The sequence below is a fragment of the Alcanivorax sp. genome, assembly GCF_002726155.1.
GTDB lineage: Bacteria > Pseudomonadota > Gammaproteobacteria > Pseudomonadales > Alcanivoracaceae > Alcanivorax.
In genome coordinates, this window is sequence record NZ_PBSH01000041.1 from 29769 (window position 1) to 45873 (window position 16105).

The following is a 16105-nucleotide window of genomic DNA, read 5'->3' on the forward strand; positions in this document are numbered from 1 at the left end:
TGCCTGCTCTGGCCCGGTCATTTTGACCCCGGGAACATATTTCTCACCCCACACTCATAAAGTACCCACACTTTTCTCTATACTCCGGCCCATGGCGAAAAAAGCGAAAAAGTCCCCTGCAAAATCGCGGCGGCAACCCAGTAGAAAAAAGAAGCCCTCCGCCCAGCGTCGGCGCTGGTTCAGTTGGTCATTCATTGCCAAGGCAGGGCTGGTGTGCCTGGTGCTTGGGGCTGCCGGCATGGCGTACCTGGATGCGCTGGTGCGCGAACGGTTTGATTCCCATGCCTGGCAGCTGCCGGCGCGGGTGTATGCCCGGCCAGTGGAACTGTATGAAGGCCGGGTGCTGTCCCGTGAGGGCATGCTCAAGCTGCTGGACCTGATGCGTTACCGGCGCGATGCGCGCGCCAGCACGCCGGGCAGCTTTGCGGTGCAGGGCAACTCCCTGCTGATTCACACCCGCGGTTTCAACGACAGTGACGGTGGCGAGCAGTCCGAGCGTATCCGGCTGTCCTTGTCCGGTGGGCAGATTCGCAGCCTGGAGGCCGGCGGCGATCGCCTGGCCCGCCTGGAACCATTGCAGATCGGCAGCATTCACCCCCAGCACGCGGAAGATCGGGTGCTGGTGCCGCTGGATAAAGTGCCGCCGTTGCTGGTGGATATGCTGATTGCCACCGAAGACCGCAGCTTCTACGACCACCATGGCATTTCCCTGCGTGGCCTGAGCCGCGCCATGCTGGCCAACATCAAGGCCGGCGGGCTGGTGCAGGGGGGCAGTACCCTGACCCAGCAGCTGGTGAAGAATTTCTGGCTCAGCTCCGACCGGACCCTGTCCCGCAAGCTGATGGAAATGCCCATGGCCTTGCTGCTGGAGCTGCATTACAGCAAGGACCAGATTCTCGAGGCCTACCTCAATGAGGTGTATCTCGGCCAGGACGGCGCCCGTGCCATTCATGGGATGGGCCTGGGGGCCCAGTTCCTGTTCGGTCGGCCGCTGGAAGAGCTGGAGCCCCATCAGCTGGCGACCCTGGTGGCCTTGCTGAAAGGACCCAGCTGGTACGACCCGCGCCGCCGCCCGGAGCGGGCCATGGAACGTCGCAATACCGTATTGAAAGTGGCCCGTGACGAAGGTGCCTTGTCCAGTGCGGACTACGACAAGTTCAGTGCCCGGCCGCTGGAAGTGGTGCCGCGTGGCGCGTCGGCACTGTATGCATTCCCTGCGTTTATCGATCTGGTGCGCCGTCAGTTGGCGCGGGATTACCCGCCGGAAGTGCTCAGCGACGAAGGCCTGCACATCCATTCCACTCTGGATGTGCTGGCGCAGCTGGCTTCGGAGGGGGCGCTGAAAGAGCATCTCAATCATCGCGATCCGAAACAGGTGAAAAAGCTCAACGGTGCTGTGGTGGTGGTGGCGCCGGCCCAGGGCGATGTGCTGGCGCTGGTAAGCAACCGGGATTCGCGGCAGGCGGGTTTCAACCGGGCGCTGGATGCCCAGCGGCCCATGGGGTCTCTGGCGAAACCCGCGGTGGTGTTGTCGGCGGTTCAACAGCCGAAAACCTATTCCCTGGCCACGCTGGTGGAAGACGGGCCGATTCAGGTGAAGCTGCCCAATGGCAGCGTGTGGGCGCCACAGAATTTCGACAAGACGGCCAAGGGCGCCATGCCCATGGTGGATGTGCTGGCGCTGTCCCGTAACCAGGCCACTGCACGACTGGGCCTGGATGTGGGGCTGGATAAGGTGGCCGACACCATGAAGACCCTGGGGGTTACCCGCAATATTCCGCTGTACCCGAGTATCCTGTTGGGGAGCCTGGAATTGACCCCGTTTGAAGTGGCGATGATGTATCAGCCGCTGGCCACCGGTGGCTTCAGTACCCGACTGCGCTCCATTACTGATGTGCTGGACAAGGATGGCAAGCCGCTGGCCCGTTACCCGGTGAGCACCGATGAAGTAGTGGAGGCCGGCCCCGCCTTCTTGACCCAGTGGGCCATGCAGCAGGTGGTGGAAGAAGGCACTGCCCGCGCCGCTCGTGCGGCGCTGCCGTCGGACCTGAGAGTAGCCGGTAAGACGGGTACCAGTGATGACTTCCGCGATGCCTGGTTTGCCGGATTCTCGGCCAATCATTTGGCGGTGGTCTGGGTGGGCCGTGACGACAACAAAAACGCGGGGATTACCGGCTCCAGCGGTGCCCTGCCAGTGTGGGCGAATTTGATGGGCAAGCTGCCCCAGCGCAGCCTGTCACAAAACCCGCCGCCCAGCGTGGAATGGGTATGGATGAATGAAGACGGCCGCCGTGTCAGTGCAGAAGGTTGTGGCAATGCCCGCCGCTACCCCATGCTGGCCGCGTCGATTCCCGAAGACAGCGATGGTTGTGGCACAGTGAAACAAACCGGCAAGGGCATCAAAGGATGGTTCAAGGGTCTGTTTGATTAAGCGCCATGCGGTTTGCGGTGATTCTCTCAATCAACCTGCGATCAAGGAAATAGGGGTCAGGATGTTATTTATGCAAAGGCTGGTTCGATTGGTGCTAATCAGTGCCGTGATGGTGGGGTGTGCGGTGAAACCCGTGGTCGACGAGCCGCAGGAACCGATGACAGCCAGCCAGGAGCTGGAGGGGTCTCCGGCGCTGAGTTTGTTGACCAGTGCCGAGCAGGCGCGCCAGCAAGGGGATAATTCCCGTGCGGAACGGTATCTGGAGCGGGCGCTGAATATTGCCCCGGATTCCTCCTGGTTGTACAAGCAGCTGGCGGACCTGCGCCTGACCGAAGGTGACGCCCGTGGTGCGGAAGGCTTTGCCCTGAAGGCCCTGCGTCTGGCGCCGGACCATCCGGAGTATCAGGCCGGTTTGTGGGAATTGGTGGCCACCGCGCGGGACCGGCAAGGCAATGCCGCCGGGGCAAAGAGCGCTCGCGAGCGGGCGGCGACGCTGCGTGACCCGGAGTCGCGCAAGGCATGACGCCGGCGGTGCAGGCGGCCAAGCGCGGCAAGGTAGCGTTTACGCTGCATAGCTACGAACACGACCCGAAAGCGCAAAGCTACGGGCTGGAGGCGGCGGAGGCCTTGGACCTGCCGGTGGAGCAAGTGTTCAAGACGCTGATGGCGCTGGTGGATGACGTGCCGGTGGTGGCCATGGTGCCAGTGGCCCACCAGCTGGACCTGAAGTGTCTGGCCCGTGCCCACGGTGGCAAGAAGGCGCAGATGTGCCCGGCGGACAAGGCGCAACGATTAACCGGTTATGTGCTGGGCGGCATTAGCCCGCTGGGGCAGAAGAAACGGTTGCCGTTATATCTGGATGGCAGCGCGCAATCCCTCGAGATTATCTACATGAGCGCCGGCCGGCGCGGGCTGGAAATCGCCATGGCGCCGGGGGATTTGCTGAAGCTCACCGGCGGCAAGCAGGCCGTCTTGATGCGCGACTGACCTCCACGTTGATGCTGCCGTAGGAGCGGCGCTTGAGCCGCGAACCGTGCGCCGGCACGGTGTTTGTTTTCCTCGCCAAGGCCCGGATTCGCGGCTCAAGCGCCGCTCCTACGGTAGGGAGCTTAGAGCTTGCCGAATGCCTTTCGTGCGGCGGCGATGGTGGCATCGATATCCTCATCGCTGTGCGCCGCTGACACGAAGCCCGCTTCGAACGCGCTGGGCGCCAGGTAGATGCCCTGGTCCAGCATGGCGTGGAAGAAGCGGTTGAAGCGCTCGCTGTCGCAGGCCATGACTTCCGCAAAGCTGCTGATACGATTCTGGTCGGTGAAGAACAGCCCGAACATGGCGCCGGCCTGTGCGGTAGTGAATGACACTCCTTGCGCATGGGCGGCGGCCGTCAGACCTTCCAGCAGGCGGGTGGTTTTTTCCGTCAGCGCGTCGTGGAAGCCGGGTTCGCTGATCAGGTTCAGCGTCGCCAGGCCTGCGGCCATGGCCACCGGATTCCCGGACAGGGTGCCGGCCTGGTAGACCGGCCCGAGCGGGGCCAGATGTTCCATGATGGCCTGCTTGCCGCCAAAGGCCCCCACCGGCATGCCCCCACCGACAATCTTGCCCAGGGTGGTCATGTCCGGGGTGATGCCGTAATGGCCCTGGGCGCCGCCCAGTGCTACCCGGAAGCCGCTCATGACTTCATCGAAAATCAGTACCGCGCCGTTGTTGTCGCACTGCTGGCGCAGGGTCTGCAGGAAATTCTCGGTGGCAGGGACGCAGTTCATGTTGCCGGCCACCGGCTCCACGATGATGGCGGCGATGTCGTCGCCGTGTTCTTCGAAAGCCTGGGTGACGCTGGCGGCATCGTTGTAGTTCAGCACCAGGGTGTCCGCGGTGACGGCTTCCGGTACCCCCGGGGAGCCGGGAATAGCGATGGCGCCGGAGCCGGCTTTCACCAGCAGGCTGTCTACGTGCCCGTGGTAGCAACCTTCAAATTTGATGATCTTGTTGCGACCGGTGTAGCCACGGGCCAGGCGAATGGCGCTCATGGTGGCTTCGGTGCCGGAGTTGACCATGCGCACCATGTCCATGGAAGGCACCAGTTCGCAGACCTTGTCGGCCATGGCGACTTCCGTGGCGGTGGGGGCGCCGAAGCTCAGCCCTTCCTGTACGGCTGCCTGCACGGCAGCCACCACGTGGGGGTGGTTATGGCCCAGGATCATCGGGCCCCAGGAGCCCACGTAATCGATGTATTGATTGTCGTCTTCGTCGAACAGGTAGGCGCCACGGGCGGAATGGAAGAACACCGGTGTGCCGCCGACGCTTTTGAACGCCCGCACCGGGGAATTCACGCCGCCGGGAATGTGTTTCTGGGCCTGACGGAAAAGCTGTTCGGAGTGCTTGCGGCTCATGGTGTGTCCTCTTGAATCTGTTCGCTATGGGTCAGACCGGGTGGGTCTGGAAGCAGGCGCTGAAGCGGCGTGCTGCGGCTTCGATGGAGGCCGTGTCGCTGTGCCTGAACAGGGCATGAATGACCGCCACAGACATGGCGCCAGCGTCGATCAGTTGCGGCGCATTATCCGGATTCACTCCGCCGATGGCTACCACGGGTTGATGAAACTGCTGGCAGGCCTGGCGTAGCACAGCCAGTGAGGCCTGCGGCGCCTGGGGTTTGGTCTGCGAGGTGAAGAAGCGGCCCATGGCTAGGTAATCGGCGCCGGCTTCGGCAGCTTGGCCAGCCAGTGCCAGATCGCCGTGGCAGGTGACGCCAATAATCCGTGAGTCGCCCAGCTGATCACGGGCCGCTTTGATGCCGCCGTCGCTTTGGCCGATGTGCACGCCATCGGCATTCACGCGGGCGGCGAGGGCCGGGTCATCATTGACGATAAACAGGGCTCGGTACTGATGACACAGCTGGCGAAGCTGGGCGGCCCGGTATTCTCGTTGAGCCGGGCTGGCGGTTTTGTCCCGGTATTGCAGCAGCCGGGCGCCGCCGCGCAGGGCGGCTTCGGCGGCGGGCAGCAGGCGCTCGTCCGGGGTGAGTACCGGGTCGGTGATCGCGTAGAGGCCGTGGAGGTGGTAGTGACGGTTGAAACGGTGGAGGGACATGGGGGCTCAGGCCTGGCGGTTGGGTACGTATTGGCCTTGCCCGGGCTGGAAGGCGCCACGCAGGAAACGGTCGACGTGGGCCTGGCCATTGGCGACAGCGCTGTCCAGCGACTGGCCGCGGCCGCGCAGGCAGGCAATGGAGGAGGCCAGGGTGCAGCCGGAGCCGTGATAGCTGTGTGGCAACCGGTCCCAGCGCCATTGTTCTTCGCCAACGTCGGTGAACAGGTGGTTGATGACCTGATCGGTGTCGTCGTGGGTGCCGGTGACCAGGGTGGCGCAGCCGCTGCGCTGGACCAGGGTTCGGCCGCAGTCAGCGACGTCTGTTTGCCCACTCAGGGCCTGGGCTTCGGGTAGGTTGGGGGTCATCACGTCGCACAGCGGTGCCAGTTTTTCGAGCATGGCTTCGGCGAGGGATTCCTGCGCCAGGCTGCCGCCGGCTTCGGCGGCCAGTACCGGGTCGAGAATCACCGGGACCCCGGGCAGCCGCTTGAGCAGCCGGGTAATGAACTCGATGACGGCGATGGAGCCGGTCATGCCGATCTTGATGGCCTGGTAATCCATGTCGTCCAGCAGCGCGTCGGCCTGCTGTTGCAGCAAATCGGGGTCAGTGAGCTGGAAACCGCGCACGTTCTGGCTGTTCTGTACGGTGAGGCCGGTGATCAGGGTGGAGGCGAAGCCGCCCAGCGCCTGGATGGCTTCAATGTCGGCGTGAATGCCCGCGCCCCCGGAGGGATCGTGGCCGGCAATAACAAGAATGTTCGGTTTCATGGCGAGCGCCTGATGCTGGATGCCGGAGGCCTGATGCTGATCTGTGCTGAGCGTCAGGCCTTGGCCGGAATTAGAAAGGTCGAACAACCACCAGAATAACAATGGCGATCAGAAGGACAACCGGGATTTCATTGAAAATCCGGTAGAACTTGTCGCTCTTGGTGTTGGCGTCAGCGGCAAACTTTTTCATGTAGGACAGGCAGACGTGGTGGTAGCCAATCAGCAGGAACACCAGCGCCAGTTTGGCGTGCATCCAGCCGTTGCCTTTGTAGGCTTCCATGTTTGCCATGAACATCCACATGCCAAGGACTACAGTGACAATCATGCTGGGGTTCATGATGCCCCGGTAGAGTTTGCGCTCCATGATCTTGAAGCGTTCGCGGCTGGGTTGATCCTCTGCCATGGCGTGGTACACGAACAGGCGCGGCAGGTAGAACATGCCGGCAAACCAGCAAATCATGGCGATCAAGTGGAAGGCCTTGATCCAGAGAAAGTAATCGAGCGCAAACTGCATGGGGCTGTCCCTTCTTATGGGTGGTGAGAGTTATGGCTGGCGACATTGGAGAGATGTTTCCTGTGGGCGTACACTATACAGACTTACCTGTATTCTTTCCGGTCCACTTGCTGCTGTCTAAGTAAAGGAGCGCTGTGAATAAGCGGCCACGCCATAGTCGTCTGATGCGTTACTACCTGTTTCGCACCCGGCGGCTGAGCCGTCGGCAGCTGGGTTCCTGGCAGGACTGGAAGCTGCGCGCGGTGTTCTGGTCTGGCGCCGTCATGGTGGGGCTGCTGGTAGTGGCGTTTGCCTGGGTGGCAGAGCTGGCGTCCCACACTTTCACGCAAATTCATGCCCAGTCCCCATACTTGCCGGTGCTGATAACCCCGGTGGGTATGGTGGTGATTGTCTGGTTGATGCGCCAGCTGGGCACCGAGTCCCAGGGCAGTGGTATTCCTCAGGTGTTGGTAGTGCTGAAGCAGCGCTATCACTGGTTGCGCCCTGCTTTCCTGTCCTTGCGCGTGATTCTCAGCAAGTTTGTGCTCACCTGTCTGGGGCTGCTATGCGGGGCCAGTATTGGCCGCGAGGGCCCCAGTGTGCACATGGGCGCGGCGATGATGTATTCGGTGGGCCGGGTGGGGCGGCTTAACCAGAAATACGTGGACAACTCCCTGATCGTGGCGGGCGGCGCGGCAGGGGTGTCGGCGGCGTTCAATGCGCCCCTGGCAGGGATTGTCTTTGCCATCGAGGAGCTGTCCGGCTCGTTTGAGCAGCGCACCAGCGGTACCCTGATCATGGCCATCATTCTTTCCGGTGTGGTGGTGCTGATGATAATGGGGCACTACAGTTTTTTTGGACACCCGGACGGGGCGCTGGACATCACCCGGGACTGGGCAGCGATCGGGGTGACGGCGCTGGTGTGTGGTCTGCTGGGCGGCTTTTTTAGCCGGTTGCTAATCAAGGGCAGCCAATTCCTTTCGCCCTACGCCAAGGAGCATCCATACCGTGTGGTGGTGCTGTGCGCGCTGGTATTGGTGTTTCTGGGGTTGATTACGGGCGGGGCCACCTACGGCAGTGGTTACGAGCAGGCATCTACCCTGCTGAGTGGTGAGCAGCCGGGGAACTGGACCTTCGCGCTGGCCAAGATGTCGGCCACCCTGGTGTCTTATTTTACCGGCATTCCCGGTGGTCTGTTCTCCCCCAGCCTGGCGGCTGGTGCGGGTATTGGTAACGTGGTGGGTGGTTTCTTCCCGGGCTCGTCGCTGGTGGGACTGACGCTGGTGGCCATGGCGGCGTTTCTGGCCGGGGTGATACAGCGGCCGATCACGTCCTTTGTGATCGTGATGGAGCTGACCGGCAACCGCCACGATATCCTGCTGCCGCTGATGGCAGGTGCGCTACTGTCCGCGGCGGTGGCCAAGGTCGTCTGGGCTCGCCCCCTGTATGACTCCCTGGCTGACCGCCTTTCTGATGGTCAGGGTATGGCGCTGGAAAAGCCCCAGGACAAGCCGGCGGAACGAGGCAATGAAAAAGCCGAGTCGGAGGATGGTGGGAAAGAGCCGGAGCGGCAGTTGCCGGGTTGACCGTCATCCGGGTGGGCGAGGCGGTTTTCAGGCCGTTATGGGTGGCACTTTCTTGCCGCTGATCGATGGCGACCCTATCATGCAGGACTTCCTTTTATTAATGCAGTTCAGGAGTGGGATATGTCTTCTCAGCCAGCACAAACCAGTGCACCGCTGAAAGTAGGTGTGGTCGGCGGTACCGGGTATACCGGGGTCGAATTATTGCGCCTGTTGGTTAACCACCCCCACGCTGAACTGGATGTGATTACCTCCCGTGGCGAAGCGGGTGTGGCGGTGGCGGACCTGTTTCCGTCCCTGCGTGGCCGTACCGATCTGGTCTTCAGTGAGCCGGATGTGAAGCGACTGGCGGCCTGTGACGTGGTGTTCTTTGCGACGCCCCATAACGTGGCCATGCGGATGATGCCCGAGTTGATGGATGCCGGCGTGAGGGTGGTGGATCTGTCGGCGGATTTCCGGCTGCGGGATCATGAGCTCTGGAGCGAATGGTATGGCGAGCCCCATGCTTGCCCGGAGTTGCTGGCGGATGCGGTATATGGTCTGCCTGAAGTGAATCGGGAAAAAATCCGTGATGCCCGGTTGGTGGCCTGCGCCGGTTGTTATCCCACCTCGATTCAGCTGGGCTATCTGCCGTTGCTGGAAAAGGGCTGGATCAAGCCCGATCAGCTGATCGCCAACGCGGCCAGTGGCGCCAGCGGTGGCGGCAAAGGCGCCAAGGTGCCCATGTTGCTGGCGGAGGCGGGTGAGAGCTACAAGGCCTATGGCGCCAGCGGTCACCGGCATTTGCCGGAGATCGAGCAGGGGCTGGGCGATATTGCCGGTGGGCCGGTAAGTGCTACATTCGTTCCACATCTTATTCCCATGATCCGTGGTATTCATGCCACTCTCTACGGTCAGCTCAACGAATCGGCGCCGCCACTGGAAGACATTCAGGCGGCGTTTGAGGCCCGTTATGTCGATGAGCCCTTTGTGGACGTGATGCCGCTGGGCAGCCACCCGGAAACCCGTTTCGTGAAGGGGGCCAATATCTGTCGGCTGGCTCTGCATCAACCGCGGGGAGAGAACGTGATTGTGGTGCTGTCGGTGATTGATAACCTGGTGAAAGGGGCTTCCGGCCAGGCTGTGCAGGCCATGAATATCATGTTTGGTCTGGATGAGGGGGCGGGGCTGGCAGTGGTTCCGTTGGCGCCGTAACCATGGCGAAGAAACCGAAAAGCCGGGCGGGCATTGATGATGTGATGCTGATGCCGATCAGCCCGTCTCAACAGAAGAAGCAGCGGCGGTTGTGGGTGTCGGTTGCGCTTGTCGTCGCGGTGTTGCTGTTCTTGCTGGGCGGCTGGCTGGGTGCCGGCGGCGCTCTGGATGCCTCGGAATCCAATCGCCGACTGCGTGGTGAGGTTAAGACCCTGGATGCAGAGCTGGAGACTGCGCGTAATGAACTGGCGGTGTTCAGAGCGGATTCCGAACTGACCCTGGAGGCGCGTGAAGAAGTGCGCCAGGAGATCAAGGCGTTGCAGGACCAGGTGGCCGAGCTGGAAGAAGCCGTACTGTTCTACAAGAACGTGATGGCACCGGCTGGCACCGAGGGTGGCCTGCAGATCGAAAAAATGACGGTGCAACAGGACAACGAGACTGGCGAATACCGTTACCGGGTGGTGCTGGTACAGTCCGGTGACAACCGTAGCTACCTGTCTGGTGATATCAGCTTGCACCTGCATGGCGAGAAAGACGGGGACGCGTTTGAGCTCAATGGCAGTAGCTGGCTTGAAGACGGGAGTGAGACACGCTTCCGGTTTCGTTACTTTCAGGAGCTGAATGGCCGCTTTAAGGTGCCCGAAGGGGTGGTGGTGCAAGCGGTAGATGTGGATGCTGAGAGCGGCGGCAGAAACCGTTACCAGACACAGAAAACCATAAAATGGCAGTAGGAGAGACGTGTGCTAGGCCGAGACAAGAAAACCGCAGTGACTACAGGGGCATCGTCCCAGGATTATCGTAACCATACCTTGATCGCGCCCAGCGCAACCGTTCGTGGTGATATCGAGTTTTCCGGAGGCCTGCATATTCAGGGCACCGTGGAAGGCAATGTCAGCGTGGGTAAGGATGGCGGTCGCCTGGTGATTGGCGAAAGCGGTGTGGTGAAAGGCGAAATCCAGGTCGCCCAGGTGGTAATTAATGGTCGCGTGGAAGGGGATGTGCACGCCACCGAGAACCTGGAGCTGGCGGAAAAGGCGTCCGTGGAAGGCAATGTGTACTACCGGATGATCGAAATGGTCATGGGTGCGCGGGTGAATGGCAAACTGGTCCGCCTGGATGACGAGCGCCGCAATCTGCCCGCGCCGGATGCCGGCAAAACGGCCAAGCCGGAAGCCTCCGGCAAGGACGCAGCAAGCAACGATGCGCCCGGGAAGGCGGAAGGTGCCCGCGGATAATTCTTGACTGTTTTAGTCGGGTACTGGAACATGATCAACCCGCTCGGGCGTTTCGCGCCGGGGCGGGTTTTCTTCTGCCCAGATGTTAGCCAATAGCGAGAGTATGACCGAGTCAGCGCCTATTTCATTTACCGATGCCGCCGCCGCCAAAGTTAAAGAGCTGCGTGACGACGAAGGGAACCCGAACCTGAAGCTGCGTGTGTATATCACCGGCGGCGGCTGTGCGGGGTTTTCCTATGGCTTCACTTTCGATGAAGCGGTGAATGAGGACGACACCTCGGTGGAGAAAGAGGGTGTCACCTTGCTGGTGGACGCCATGAGTATCCAGTACCTGGATGGCTCCCAGGTGGATTACGAAAAGGGCCTGATGGGCTCGCGCTTCGTGGTCAGCAACCCCAATGCGGCCACCACCTGTGGTTGCGGCTCTTCTTTTTCCGTTTAAACCTTTCTGTGTTTCCCTGCGGTTTTGCGTGTTGCTTCGCGCGTAATACGTGATGCGTGATGCGCCTCCTGCTGTCATAAAAGCTTCACCATTTGATCAACATTTCGTCGCTTTTCGGGTAGACACTGAACCCATGATGACGACAAAACCGACATTTCAACGAATGACCGCCGCGGACACCCGGGCCATGTGCTGGTTGCTACAACAACCACAGGCAGCCCGTCGTGCCCGTATGGCGCGGATGATCTCCCGCCTCGGTGATGGCCCCTTCTATGTGGCGCTGACGCTGTGTATCTGGTGGATGGACCGGCAGGGCGGCAGTGAGTTTGCCTTGACCGCCATGGCTGCCTACGCTCTGGAAGTGCCCTTGTTTGTGCTGCTCAAACACCTGATCAAGCGCCCCCGGCCGGCTGATGCGCTGGAGAGTTTATCGGCGTTTATCCAGCCGGCGGACCGCTTCAGTTTCCCGTCCGGGCATACCGCTGCGGCGTTCGTGATGGCTTCGTTGTTGTGTGTGTTCTATCCGCCGGTGATGCTGTTGGCGCTGGGGTTGGCGGTCATGGTGGGGCTGTCTCGGGTGTTGCTGGGGGTGCATTACCCTTCGGATATTGTTGCCGGCGCCACCCTGGGCTTCAGTTGCGCGATGCTGGGCCTCTGGCTGGTTTAGCCTTCCCCTTAACGTTTATCTCCCTGCTGGCCCTGCGGCCCAGATCTTTCTAAGCGCCGCTCCTATCGGGGTATTGCGAGGTAATGGGAGGCGGTTCTTCGCGTTTCAGGGCAAGGTGACCTGGCCCAGAATGGCTTTCCTTGACGCCCCGGTGACCACCGGTGCATTCCCGCACTGTCCTTCCATTCGAGCCCAGGCCAGCCAGGCAAACGCGGCGGCCTCCACCCAGTCGGGGTCCAGCCCGTGCTCAGCGGTGCTGGCGACCGGGGAGCCGAGTAAAGCCTGAAGGCGTTCCAGCAGGTGCTGGTTATGGGCGCCTCCGCCGCAGATCAGCACATGATCGGGCTGGAAGTTGTTAAGTGCATCGCTGATTGAATGGGCGGTGAGCTCTGCCAGCGTTGCCTGGACGACGTCCTCAGGGAGTGAGTGGTTGGCCAGTTGTGCGTTGAGCCAGTCACGGCTGAAACGCTCTCGCCCGGTGCTTTTCGGGGGCGGCTGATGGAAGTACGGGTCATCCAGCAGGGTGGCAAGCAGAGCGGCATCGGGGTGGGAGCTGGTGGCCCAGTCACCATTGCGGTCGAAGGCTTGCTGGCGGTGCTGTTGGATCCAGCTGTCCATCAACACGTTGCCCGGGCCGGTATCAAAGCCGCCGGTGAGTTGCGTGTTGTCCAGCAGGGTCACATTGGCCATGCCGCCGATATTCACCACTGCCGTCCGTTGTCCGGGGCGAGCGAACAGTTGCCGGTGAAAAGGGGGCACCAGCGGTGCGCCTTGGCCTCCCAGCGCCATGTCTTTGTTGCGGAAATTGCTGACCACGGGAATGCCTGTGTGTACCGCCAGGGTGTCCGGGCAGCCCAGTTGAACGCTAAAGCCGGGTGCTTGAGGGCGGTGGCGAACGGTCTGGCCGTGGCAGCCAATGGCGCGAACCTGCTCCGGGGTGATGCCGGCCTGCGCGAGCAGGGTCTGGCAGGTGTTGGCGTAATGTCTGGCCAGCTGCAGATTGGCGTGGCCGGCCCGATCGATTTCGTTACTGCCCGGCTGGCACAGGGCGAGAATGTCGTCGCGAAGCGGTGCCGGAATTGGCTGGCTCAGGGTGCCGAGCAGGGTGAAATGGTCGTTGCCAATGCGGGCGAGGACGGCATCAATGCCGTCCACGCTGGTGCCTGTCATTAGGCCGATAAACAGGGATGGCTCGGTCTTAGAAGACATCGCTGCTGGCCAGGGTTGAGGCTTCGGAGAACAAGGTCATCTGTGCCTTCAGCCGGTTGGCGGCAATCAGGAACTCGGCTCTTTCGTTATCGTTGATGCCGCGCGCCTTGGGGAGTGGCACGGTCTGTGGATTACGGTGTACGCCGTTAATCCGGAACTCGTAATGTAGATGCGGGCCGGTGGCCAGCCCGGACGAGCCGACATAGCCGATGGTTTGCCCCTGGGTGACCCGTTTGCCCACGCGAATGCCCTTGGCAAAGCTGCGCATATGGGCATACAGGGTGGTGTAGATCTGGCCATGCTTAAGGATGATGACGTTGCCGTAGCCCCCTTTTACCCCGGCGAAGATGACCTTGCCATCGCCTGCGGCCTTGATGGGGGTGCCGGAAGGCGCTGCATAGTCAGTGCCCTTGTGGGCGCGAATGCGGTTGAGTACCGGGTGTTTGCGGCCCGGGTTAAAACGGGAGCTGACCCGAGAAAAGGCCACGGGGGTGCGGATGAATTCCTTGCGCATGGAGTCGCCCTTGATGTTCAGGTACTCCACGTCGCCAGACAGGGTCTCGTAGCGGAAGGCGGTGAGATGGCGGCCCTGGTTCCAGAATTCGGCCATCAGAATGTCGCCTTCGCCCACTTTTTCCCCGTCAAGATAGAGTTCTTCATAGAGAATGCGGAAGCGGTCACCTTTGCGAATATCGAGGGCAAAATCCACATCCCAGGCAAACAGGTTGGCCAGCTGCATGGTGAGTCGGTCGGTGATGCCGGCTGCGGCCCCGGCCAGGAACAGGGAGCCGGTAATGTCGGCCTGGGCGAAGCGGGTCTGTTTCTGGTATTCCCGCTGGCTCAGGCGCACATTCCAGCCGCCGCCTGTTAGCCGTGCGGTGAGAGTTTCAACTTTCGAGGGGTGGTAGCGCACGTTGGTAAGGGAGCCGCTGTCGCTAACAATGACTTCCAGTGCTTCCCCGGGGCGCAGGCGGGTGAGGCGCTTCAGTTTGTCGTCCCCTTTGAGCAGGGCGTCGATCTGCCCGGCACCAATGCCCAGGGGGTGCAGTAATGAAGACAGGCTATCCCCGGATTCCACGGTGAGCGTTTGCCACTGGGGGGTGGCTGGTTCTGGCTTGCTGGCGGTCTGGGGTTTTGGGGCGGGTGCTGCGCGTTCCGGCAGGCTAATGGGCTGGACGCGTTCCGGGGTCGTTTCGGTGCTGTCTGGGCGAAAAGCGATCAGGATGACGCCGCCCAGCAATACCATGCTCAGCAGTAAATGGGTGCGTGGAAACTGGCGCACCAGCCTGCCGGCAGCAGAGATAAGTTGTTTCATGGAGAGTCTGTGAGGGCCTGGTTGGGTAAATAGAGACTGGCGCGCCCGCGGGGCACAGCGAAAAACTGACCTGCAAAGATACCCGCCTTCTCTGGCCGCGTTCAAGTGCTACAATGGCGCGCTTTCATTAATGGGTCTGGAAATAGAGGTAGGCATGGCCACGGTGGATCAGCAACTGGCACTTATTACCCGCGGAGCGGATGAGATCATCCAGGAAGAGGAGCTGCGGGAGAAACTGGCATCGGGTCGGCCGTTACGGGTGAAGGCGGGTTTTGACCCCACTGCCCCGGATCTGCACCTGGGGCATACGGTATTGATCAACAAGCTGCGCCAGTTTCAGGAGCTGGGGCACGAGGTGATCTTCCTGATTGGCGATTTTACCGGGATGATCGGTGATCCCTCTGGCAAGAGTGCTACTCGACCGCCGTTGAGCCGAGAGGATGTGTTGCGCAACGCGGAGACCTATAAAGAGCAGGTCTTCAAGATTCTCGACGAGAGCAAGACCCGGGTGGCATTCAATTCCAGCTGGATGAATGAGGTTGGTGCGGCCGACATGATCAAGCTGGCGGGTCAGTACACGGTGGCGCGGATGCTCGAGCGTGATGATTTTGACAAGCGCTATAAGGGCAATCAGCCCATTGCCATCCACGAATTTCTCTACCCGCTTGTGCAGGGCTACGACTCCGTGGCTCTGGAAGCAGATGTGGAGCTGGGCGGGACCGATCAGAAATTCAACCTGCTGATGGGGCGTACCCTGCAGAAGTCCTACGGTCAGGTGCCGCAGATCTGTTTGACCATGCCGATTCTGGAGGGGCTGGACGGCGTGCAGAAAATGTCCAAGTCGTTGGGCAACTATGTGGGGGTCAGCGACGCGCCGGGTGAGATGTACCGCAAGTTGCTCTCGCTTCCCGATAGCCTCACCTGGCGTTATTATGAGCTGCTTAGTGCTTGTTCCAATGAGCGCATTGAGGAGTTGAAGGCCGAGGCGGAGATTCTGGGCTCGCCCCAGGAAGCAAAAAAAGCCTTTGCACTGGAGATGGTCGAGCGGTTCCATGGGCCTGAGGCGGCCCAGGCGGCGCCCAAGTCAGCGGGTAACCAGATTGCGCTGGGCGATATTCCGGATAATGTGCCGGAGATCGAGGTGGAGCTGGGTGATCAGGACAGCATCCATATCCTGCCGTTGCTCCGTGAGGCGGGCCTTGTACAGAATGGCAAGGCCGCCAAGGATGTATTTGGCCGGGGCGCGGTGTACCTGGATGGTGTTCAGCTCAGCGAAGAGCGGACCTTCTCCCGTGGTGACAGCCACGTGATACAGGCCGGAAAGAAGAAGATTGCCCGGGTAACGGTTAAATAGCAGGCGCTGATGCCTGTTATTTGGGCGATTTGACCGGAATTTGAGCGGTCAGCAGGTTTTTTTAAAAAAGTGCGAAAAAGGGTTTGACTCCCAGAGCGAACTCTCTAGAATGCGCACTCCTCGACGGGGCAACAACGCAACGCACCACAGCGAAGCGCCACGGACGAGACGCTCTTTAACAATCAGGCAAGCAAACGTGTGGGACCTGTTCGGGATGGGATCTTTAAGAGATTTCAGTTCTGAACGAGTCAACAAAGTTTTTGTTAATTCAGATGACGAACTGAGCATGTATTAAGTGCGTAGGCACTTTAAACGCTTTTCTTAACT

At 61.0% G+C, this 16105-nt stretch carries 16 protein-coding genes; 10 read left to right on the forward strand and 6 right to left on the reverse strand.

Features of this window, described 5'->3' with window-relative positions:
* The first annotated feature begins 91 nt into the window (after positions 1-91).
* The 3 genes from mrcB to ybaK all read left to right on the forward strand — a co-directional run bounded on the left by mrcB (position 92) and on the right by ybaK (position 3418).
* The gene (mrcB, locus tag CL546_RS13195; RefSeq protein WP_290495732.1) at positions 92-2431 is read left to right on the forward strand and encodes a penicillin-binding protein 1B; all 2340 of its coding nucleotides are present in this window, start codon (positions 92-94) and stop codon (positions 2429-2431) included.
* 70 nt (positions 2432-2501) lie between these two features.
* Positions 2502-2954, forward strand: a complete 453-nt coding sequence (locus CL546_RS13200; protein ID WP_290495734.1) for a tetratricopeptide repeat protein — start codon at positions 2502-2504, stop codon at positions 2952-2954.
* Positions 2951-3418 carry a Cys-tRNA(Pro) deacylase gene (gene ybaK / locus CL546_RS13205; protein ID WP_290495736.1) on the forward strand — a complete coding sequence of 156 codons (468 nt, stop codon included), beginning with the start codon at positions 2951-2953 and terminating at the stop codon, positions 3416-3418. The genes CL546_RS13200 and ybaK overlap by 4 nt, the downstream gene beginning before the upstream one ends.
* Before the next feature lie 122 nt (positions 3419-3540).
* Here ybaK and hemL read toward each other — a convergent pair whose 3' ends face one another.
* The 4 genes from hemL to hemJ form a co-directional block, all read right to left on the reverse strand.
* Positions 3541-4821 carry a glutamate-1-semialdehyde 2,1-aminomutase gene (hemL, locus tag CL546_RS13210; protein WP_290495737.1) on the reverse strand — a complete coding sequence of 427 codons (1281 nt, stop codon included), beginning with the start codon at positions 4819-4821 and terminating at the stop codon, positions 3541-3543.
* 31 nt (positions 4822-4852) lie between these two features.
* Positions 4853-5518 carry a thiamine phosphate synthase gene (thiE, locus tag CL546_RS13215; RefSeq protein WP_290495739.1) on the reverse strand — a complete coding sequence of 222 codons (666 nt, stop codon included), beginning with the start codon at positions 5516-5518 and terminating at the stop codon, positions 4853-4855.
* Between the two features lie 6 nt (positions 5519-5524).
* Positions 5525-6286, reverse strand: coding sequence for a bifunctional hydroxymethylpyrimidine kinase/phosphomethylpyrimidine kinase (gene thiD / locus CL546_RS13220; protein WP_290495742.1), 762 nt, complete (start codon positions 6284-6286; stop codon positions 5525-5527).
* 70 nt (positions 6287-6356) lie between these two features.
* The gene (gene hemJ, locus CL546_RS13225) at positions 6357-6800 is read right to left on the reverse strand and encodes a protoporphyrinogen oxidase HemJ (protein WP_290495744.1); all 444 of its coding nucleotides are present in this window, start codon (positions 6798-6800) and stop codon (positions 6357-6359) included.
* A gap of 134 nt (positions 6801-6934) precedes the next feature.
* Between hemJ and CL546_RS13230 the strand changes: the two genes are divergently transcribed.
* The 6 genes from CL546_RS13230 (at position 6935) to CL546_RS13255 (ending at position 11900) form a co-directional block, all read left to right on the forward strand.
* Positions 6935-8365, forward strand: coding sequence for a chloride channel protein (locus tag CL546_RS13230; RefSeq protein WP_290495746.1), 1431 nt, complete (start codon positions 6935-6937; stop codon positions 8363-8365).
* Positions 8366-8485: 120 nt separating this feature from the next.
* Positions 8486-9556, forward strand: a complete 1071-nt coding sequence (argC, locus tag CL546_RS13235) for an N-acetyl-gamma-glutamyl-phosphate reductase (RefSeq protein WP_290495747.1) — start codon at positions 8486-8488, stop codon at positions 9554-9556.
* Between the two features lie 2 nt (positions 9557-9558).
* A complete protein-coding gene (locus CL546_RS13240) occupies positions 9559-10287 on the forward strand; it encodes a DUF6776 family protein (protein WP_290495748.1) in 729 nt (242 codons plus the stop codon).
* Between the two features lie 9 nt (positions 10288-10296).
* Positions 10297-10791: a bactofilin family protein gene (locus CL546_RS13245; protein ID WP_290495749.1), complete on the forward strand. Its 495-nt coding sequence runs from the start codon at positions 10297-10299 to the stop codon at positions 10789-10791.
* Between the two features lie 103 nt (positions 10792-10894).
* Complete coding sequence (gene erpA / locus CL546_RS13250; RefSeq protein WP_290495753.1) at positions 10895-11233, forward strand: iron-sulfur cluster insertion protein ErpA; 339 nt, start codon at positions 10895-10897, stop codon at positions 11231-11233.
* 163 nt (positions 11234-11396) lie between these two features.
* Positions 11397-11900 carry a phosphatase PAP2 family protein gene (locus CL546_RS13255; RefSeq protein ID WP_290495755.1) on the forward strand — a complete coding sequence of 168 codons (504 nt, stop codon included), beginning with the start codon at positions 11397-11399 and terminating at the stop codon, positions 11898-11900.
* A 105-nt stretch (positions 11901-12005) separates the two neighbouring features.
* On the opposite strand, the gene CL546_RS13260 is transcribed toward CL546_RS13255, so the two are convergent.
* Both CL546_RS13260 and CL546_RS13265 read right to left on the reverse strand, forming a co-directional pair.
* Complete coding sequence (locus CL546_RS13260; RefSeq protein ID WP_290495757.1) at positions 12006-13109, reverse strand: anhydro-N-acetylmuramic acid kinase; 1104 nt, start codon at positions 13107-13109, stop codon at positions 12006-12008.
* Positions 13099-14424 carry a peptidoglycan DD-metalloendopeptidase family protein gene (locus CL546_RS13265; RefSeq protein WP_290495759.1) on the reverse strand — a complete coding sequence of 442 codons (1326 nt, stop codon included), beginning with the start codon at positions 14422-14424 and terminating at the stop codon, positions 13099-13101. Before CL546_RS13265 ends, CL546_RS13260 begins: the two co-directional genes overlap by 11 nt.
* A 154-nt stretch (positions 14425-14578) precedes the next feature.
* On the opposite strand from CL546_RS13265, the gene tyrS reads away from it, so the two are divergent.
* On the forward strand, positions 14579-15778 hold the full coding sequence (gene tyrS / locus CL546_RS13270; protein ID WP_290495765.1) for a tyrosine--tRNA ligase: 1200 nt from the start codon (positions 14579-14581) through the stop codon (positions 15776-15778).
* Positions 15779-16105: the final 327 nt, after the last annotated feature.

Excerpts from the sequence above, each read along its gene's own strand:
- CL546_RS13200 (WP_290495734.1), top strand. The coding sequence starts at position 2,502 with ATGCAAAGGCTGGTTCGATTGGTGCTAATCAGTGCCGTGATGGTGGGG.
- mrcB (WP_290495732.1), top strand. The coding sequence starts at position 92 with ATGGCGAAAAAAGCGAAAAAGTCCCCTGCAAAATCGCGGCGGCAACCC.
- CL546_RS13260 (WP_290495757.1), bottom strand. The coding sequence starts at position 13,109 with ATGTCTTCTAAGACCGAGCCATCCCTGTTTATCGGCCTAATGACAGGC.
- erpA (WP_290495753.1), top strand. The coding sequence starts at position 10,895 with ATGACCGAGTCAGCGCCTATTTCATTTACCGATGCCGCCGCCGCCAAA.
- hemL (WP_290495737.1), bottom strand. The coding sequence starts at position 4,821 with ATGAGCCGCAAGCACTCCGAACAGCTTTTCCGTCAGGCCCAGAAACAC.
- thiE (WP_290495739.1), bottom strand. The coding sequence starts at position 5,518 with ATGTCCCTCCACCGTTTCAACCGTCACTACCACCTCCACGGCCTCTAC.
- hemJ (WP_290495744.1), bottom strand. The coding sequence starts at position 6,800 with ATGCAGTTTGCGCTCGATTACTTTCTCTGGATCAAGGCCTTCCACTTG.
- tyrS (WP_290495765.1), top strand. The coding sequence starts at position 14,579 with ATGGCCACGGTGGATCAGCAACTGGCACTTATTACCCGCGGAGCGGAT.
- argC (WP_290495747.1), top strand. The coding sequence starts at position 8,486 with ATGTCTTCTCAGCCAGCACAAACCAGTGCACCGCTGAAAGTAGGTGTG.
- ybaK (WP_290495736.1), top strand. The coding sequence starts at position 2,951 with ATGACGCCGGCGGTGCAGGCGGCCAAGCGCGGCAAGGTAGCGTTTACG.
- CL546_RS13265 (WP_290495759.1), bottom strand. The coding sequence starts at position 14,424 with ATGAAACAACTTATCTCTGCTGCCGGCAGGCTGGTGCGCCAGTTTCCA.
- thiD (WP_290495742.1), bottom strand. The coding sequence starts at position 6,286 with ATGAAACCGAACATTCTTGTTATTGCCGGCCACGATCCCTCCGGGGGC.
- CL546_RS13240 (WP_290495748.1), top strand. The coding sequence starts at position 9,559 with ATGGCGAAGAAACCGAAAAGCCGGGCGGGCATTGATGATGTGATGCTG.
- CL546_RS13255 (WP_290495755.1), top strand. The coding sequence starts at position 11,397 with ATGACCGCCGCGGACACCCGGGCCATGTGCTGGTTGCTACAACAACCA.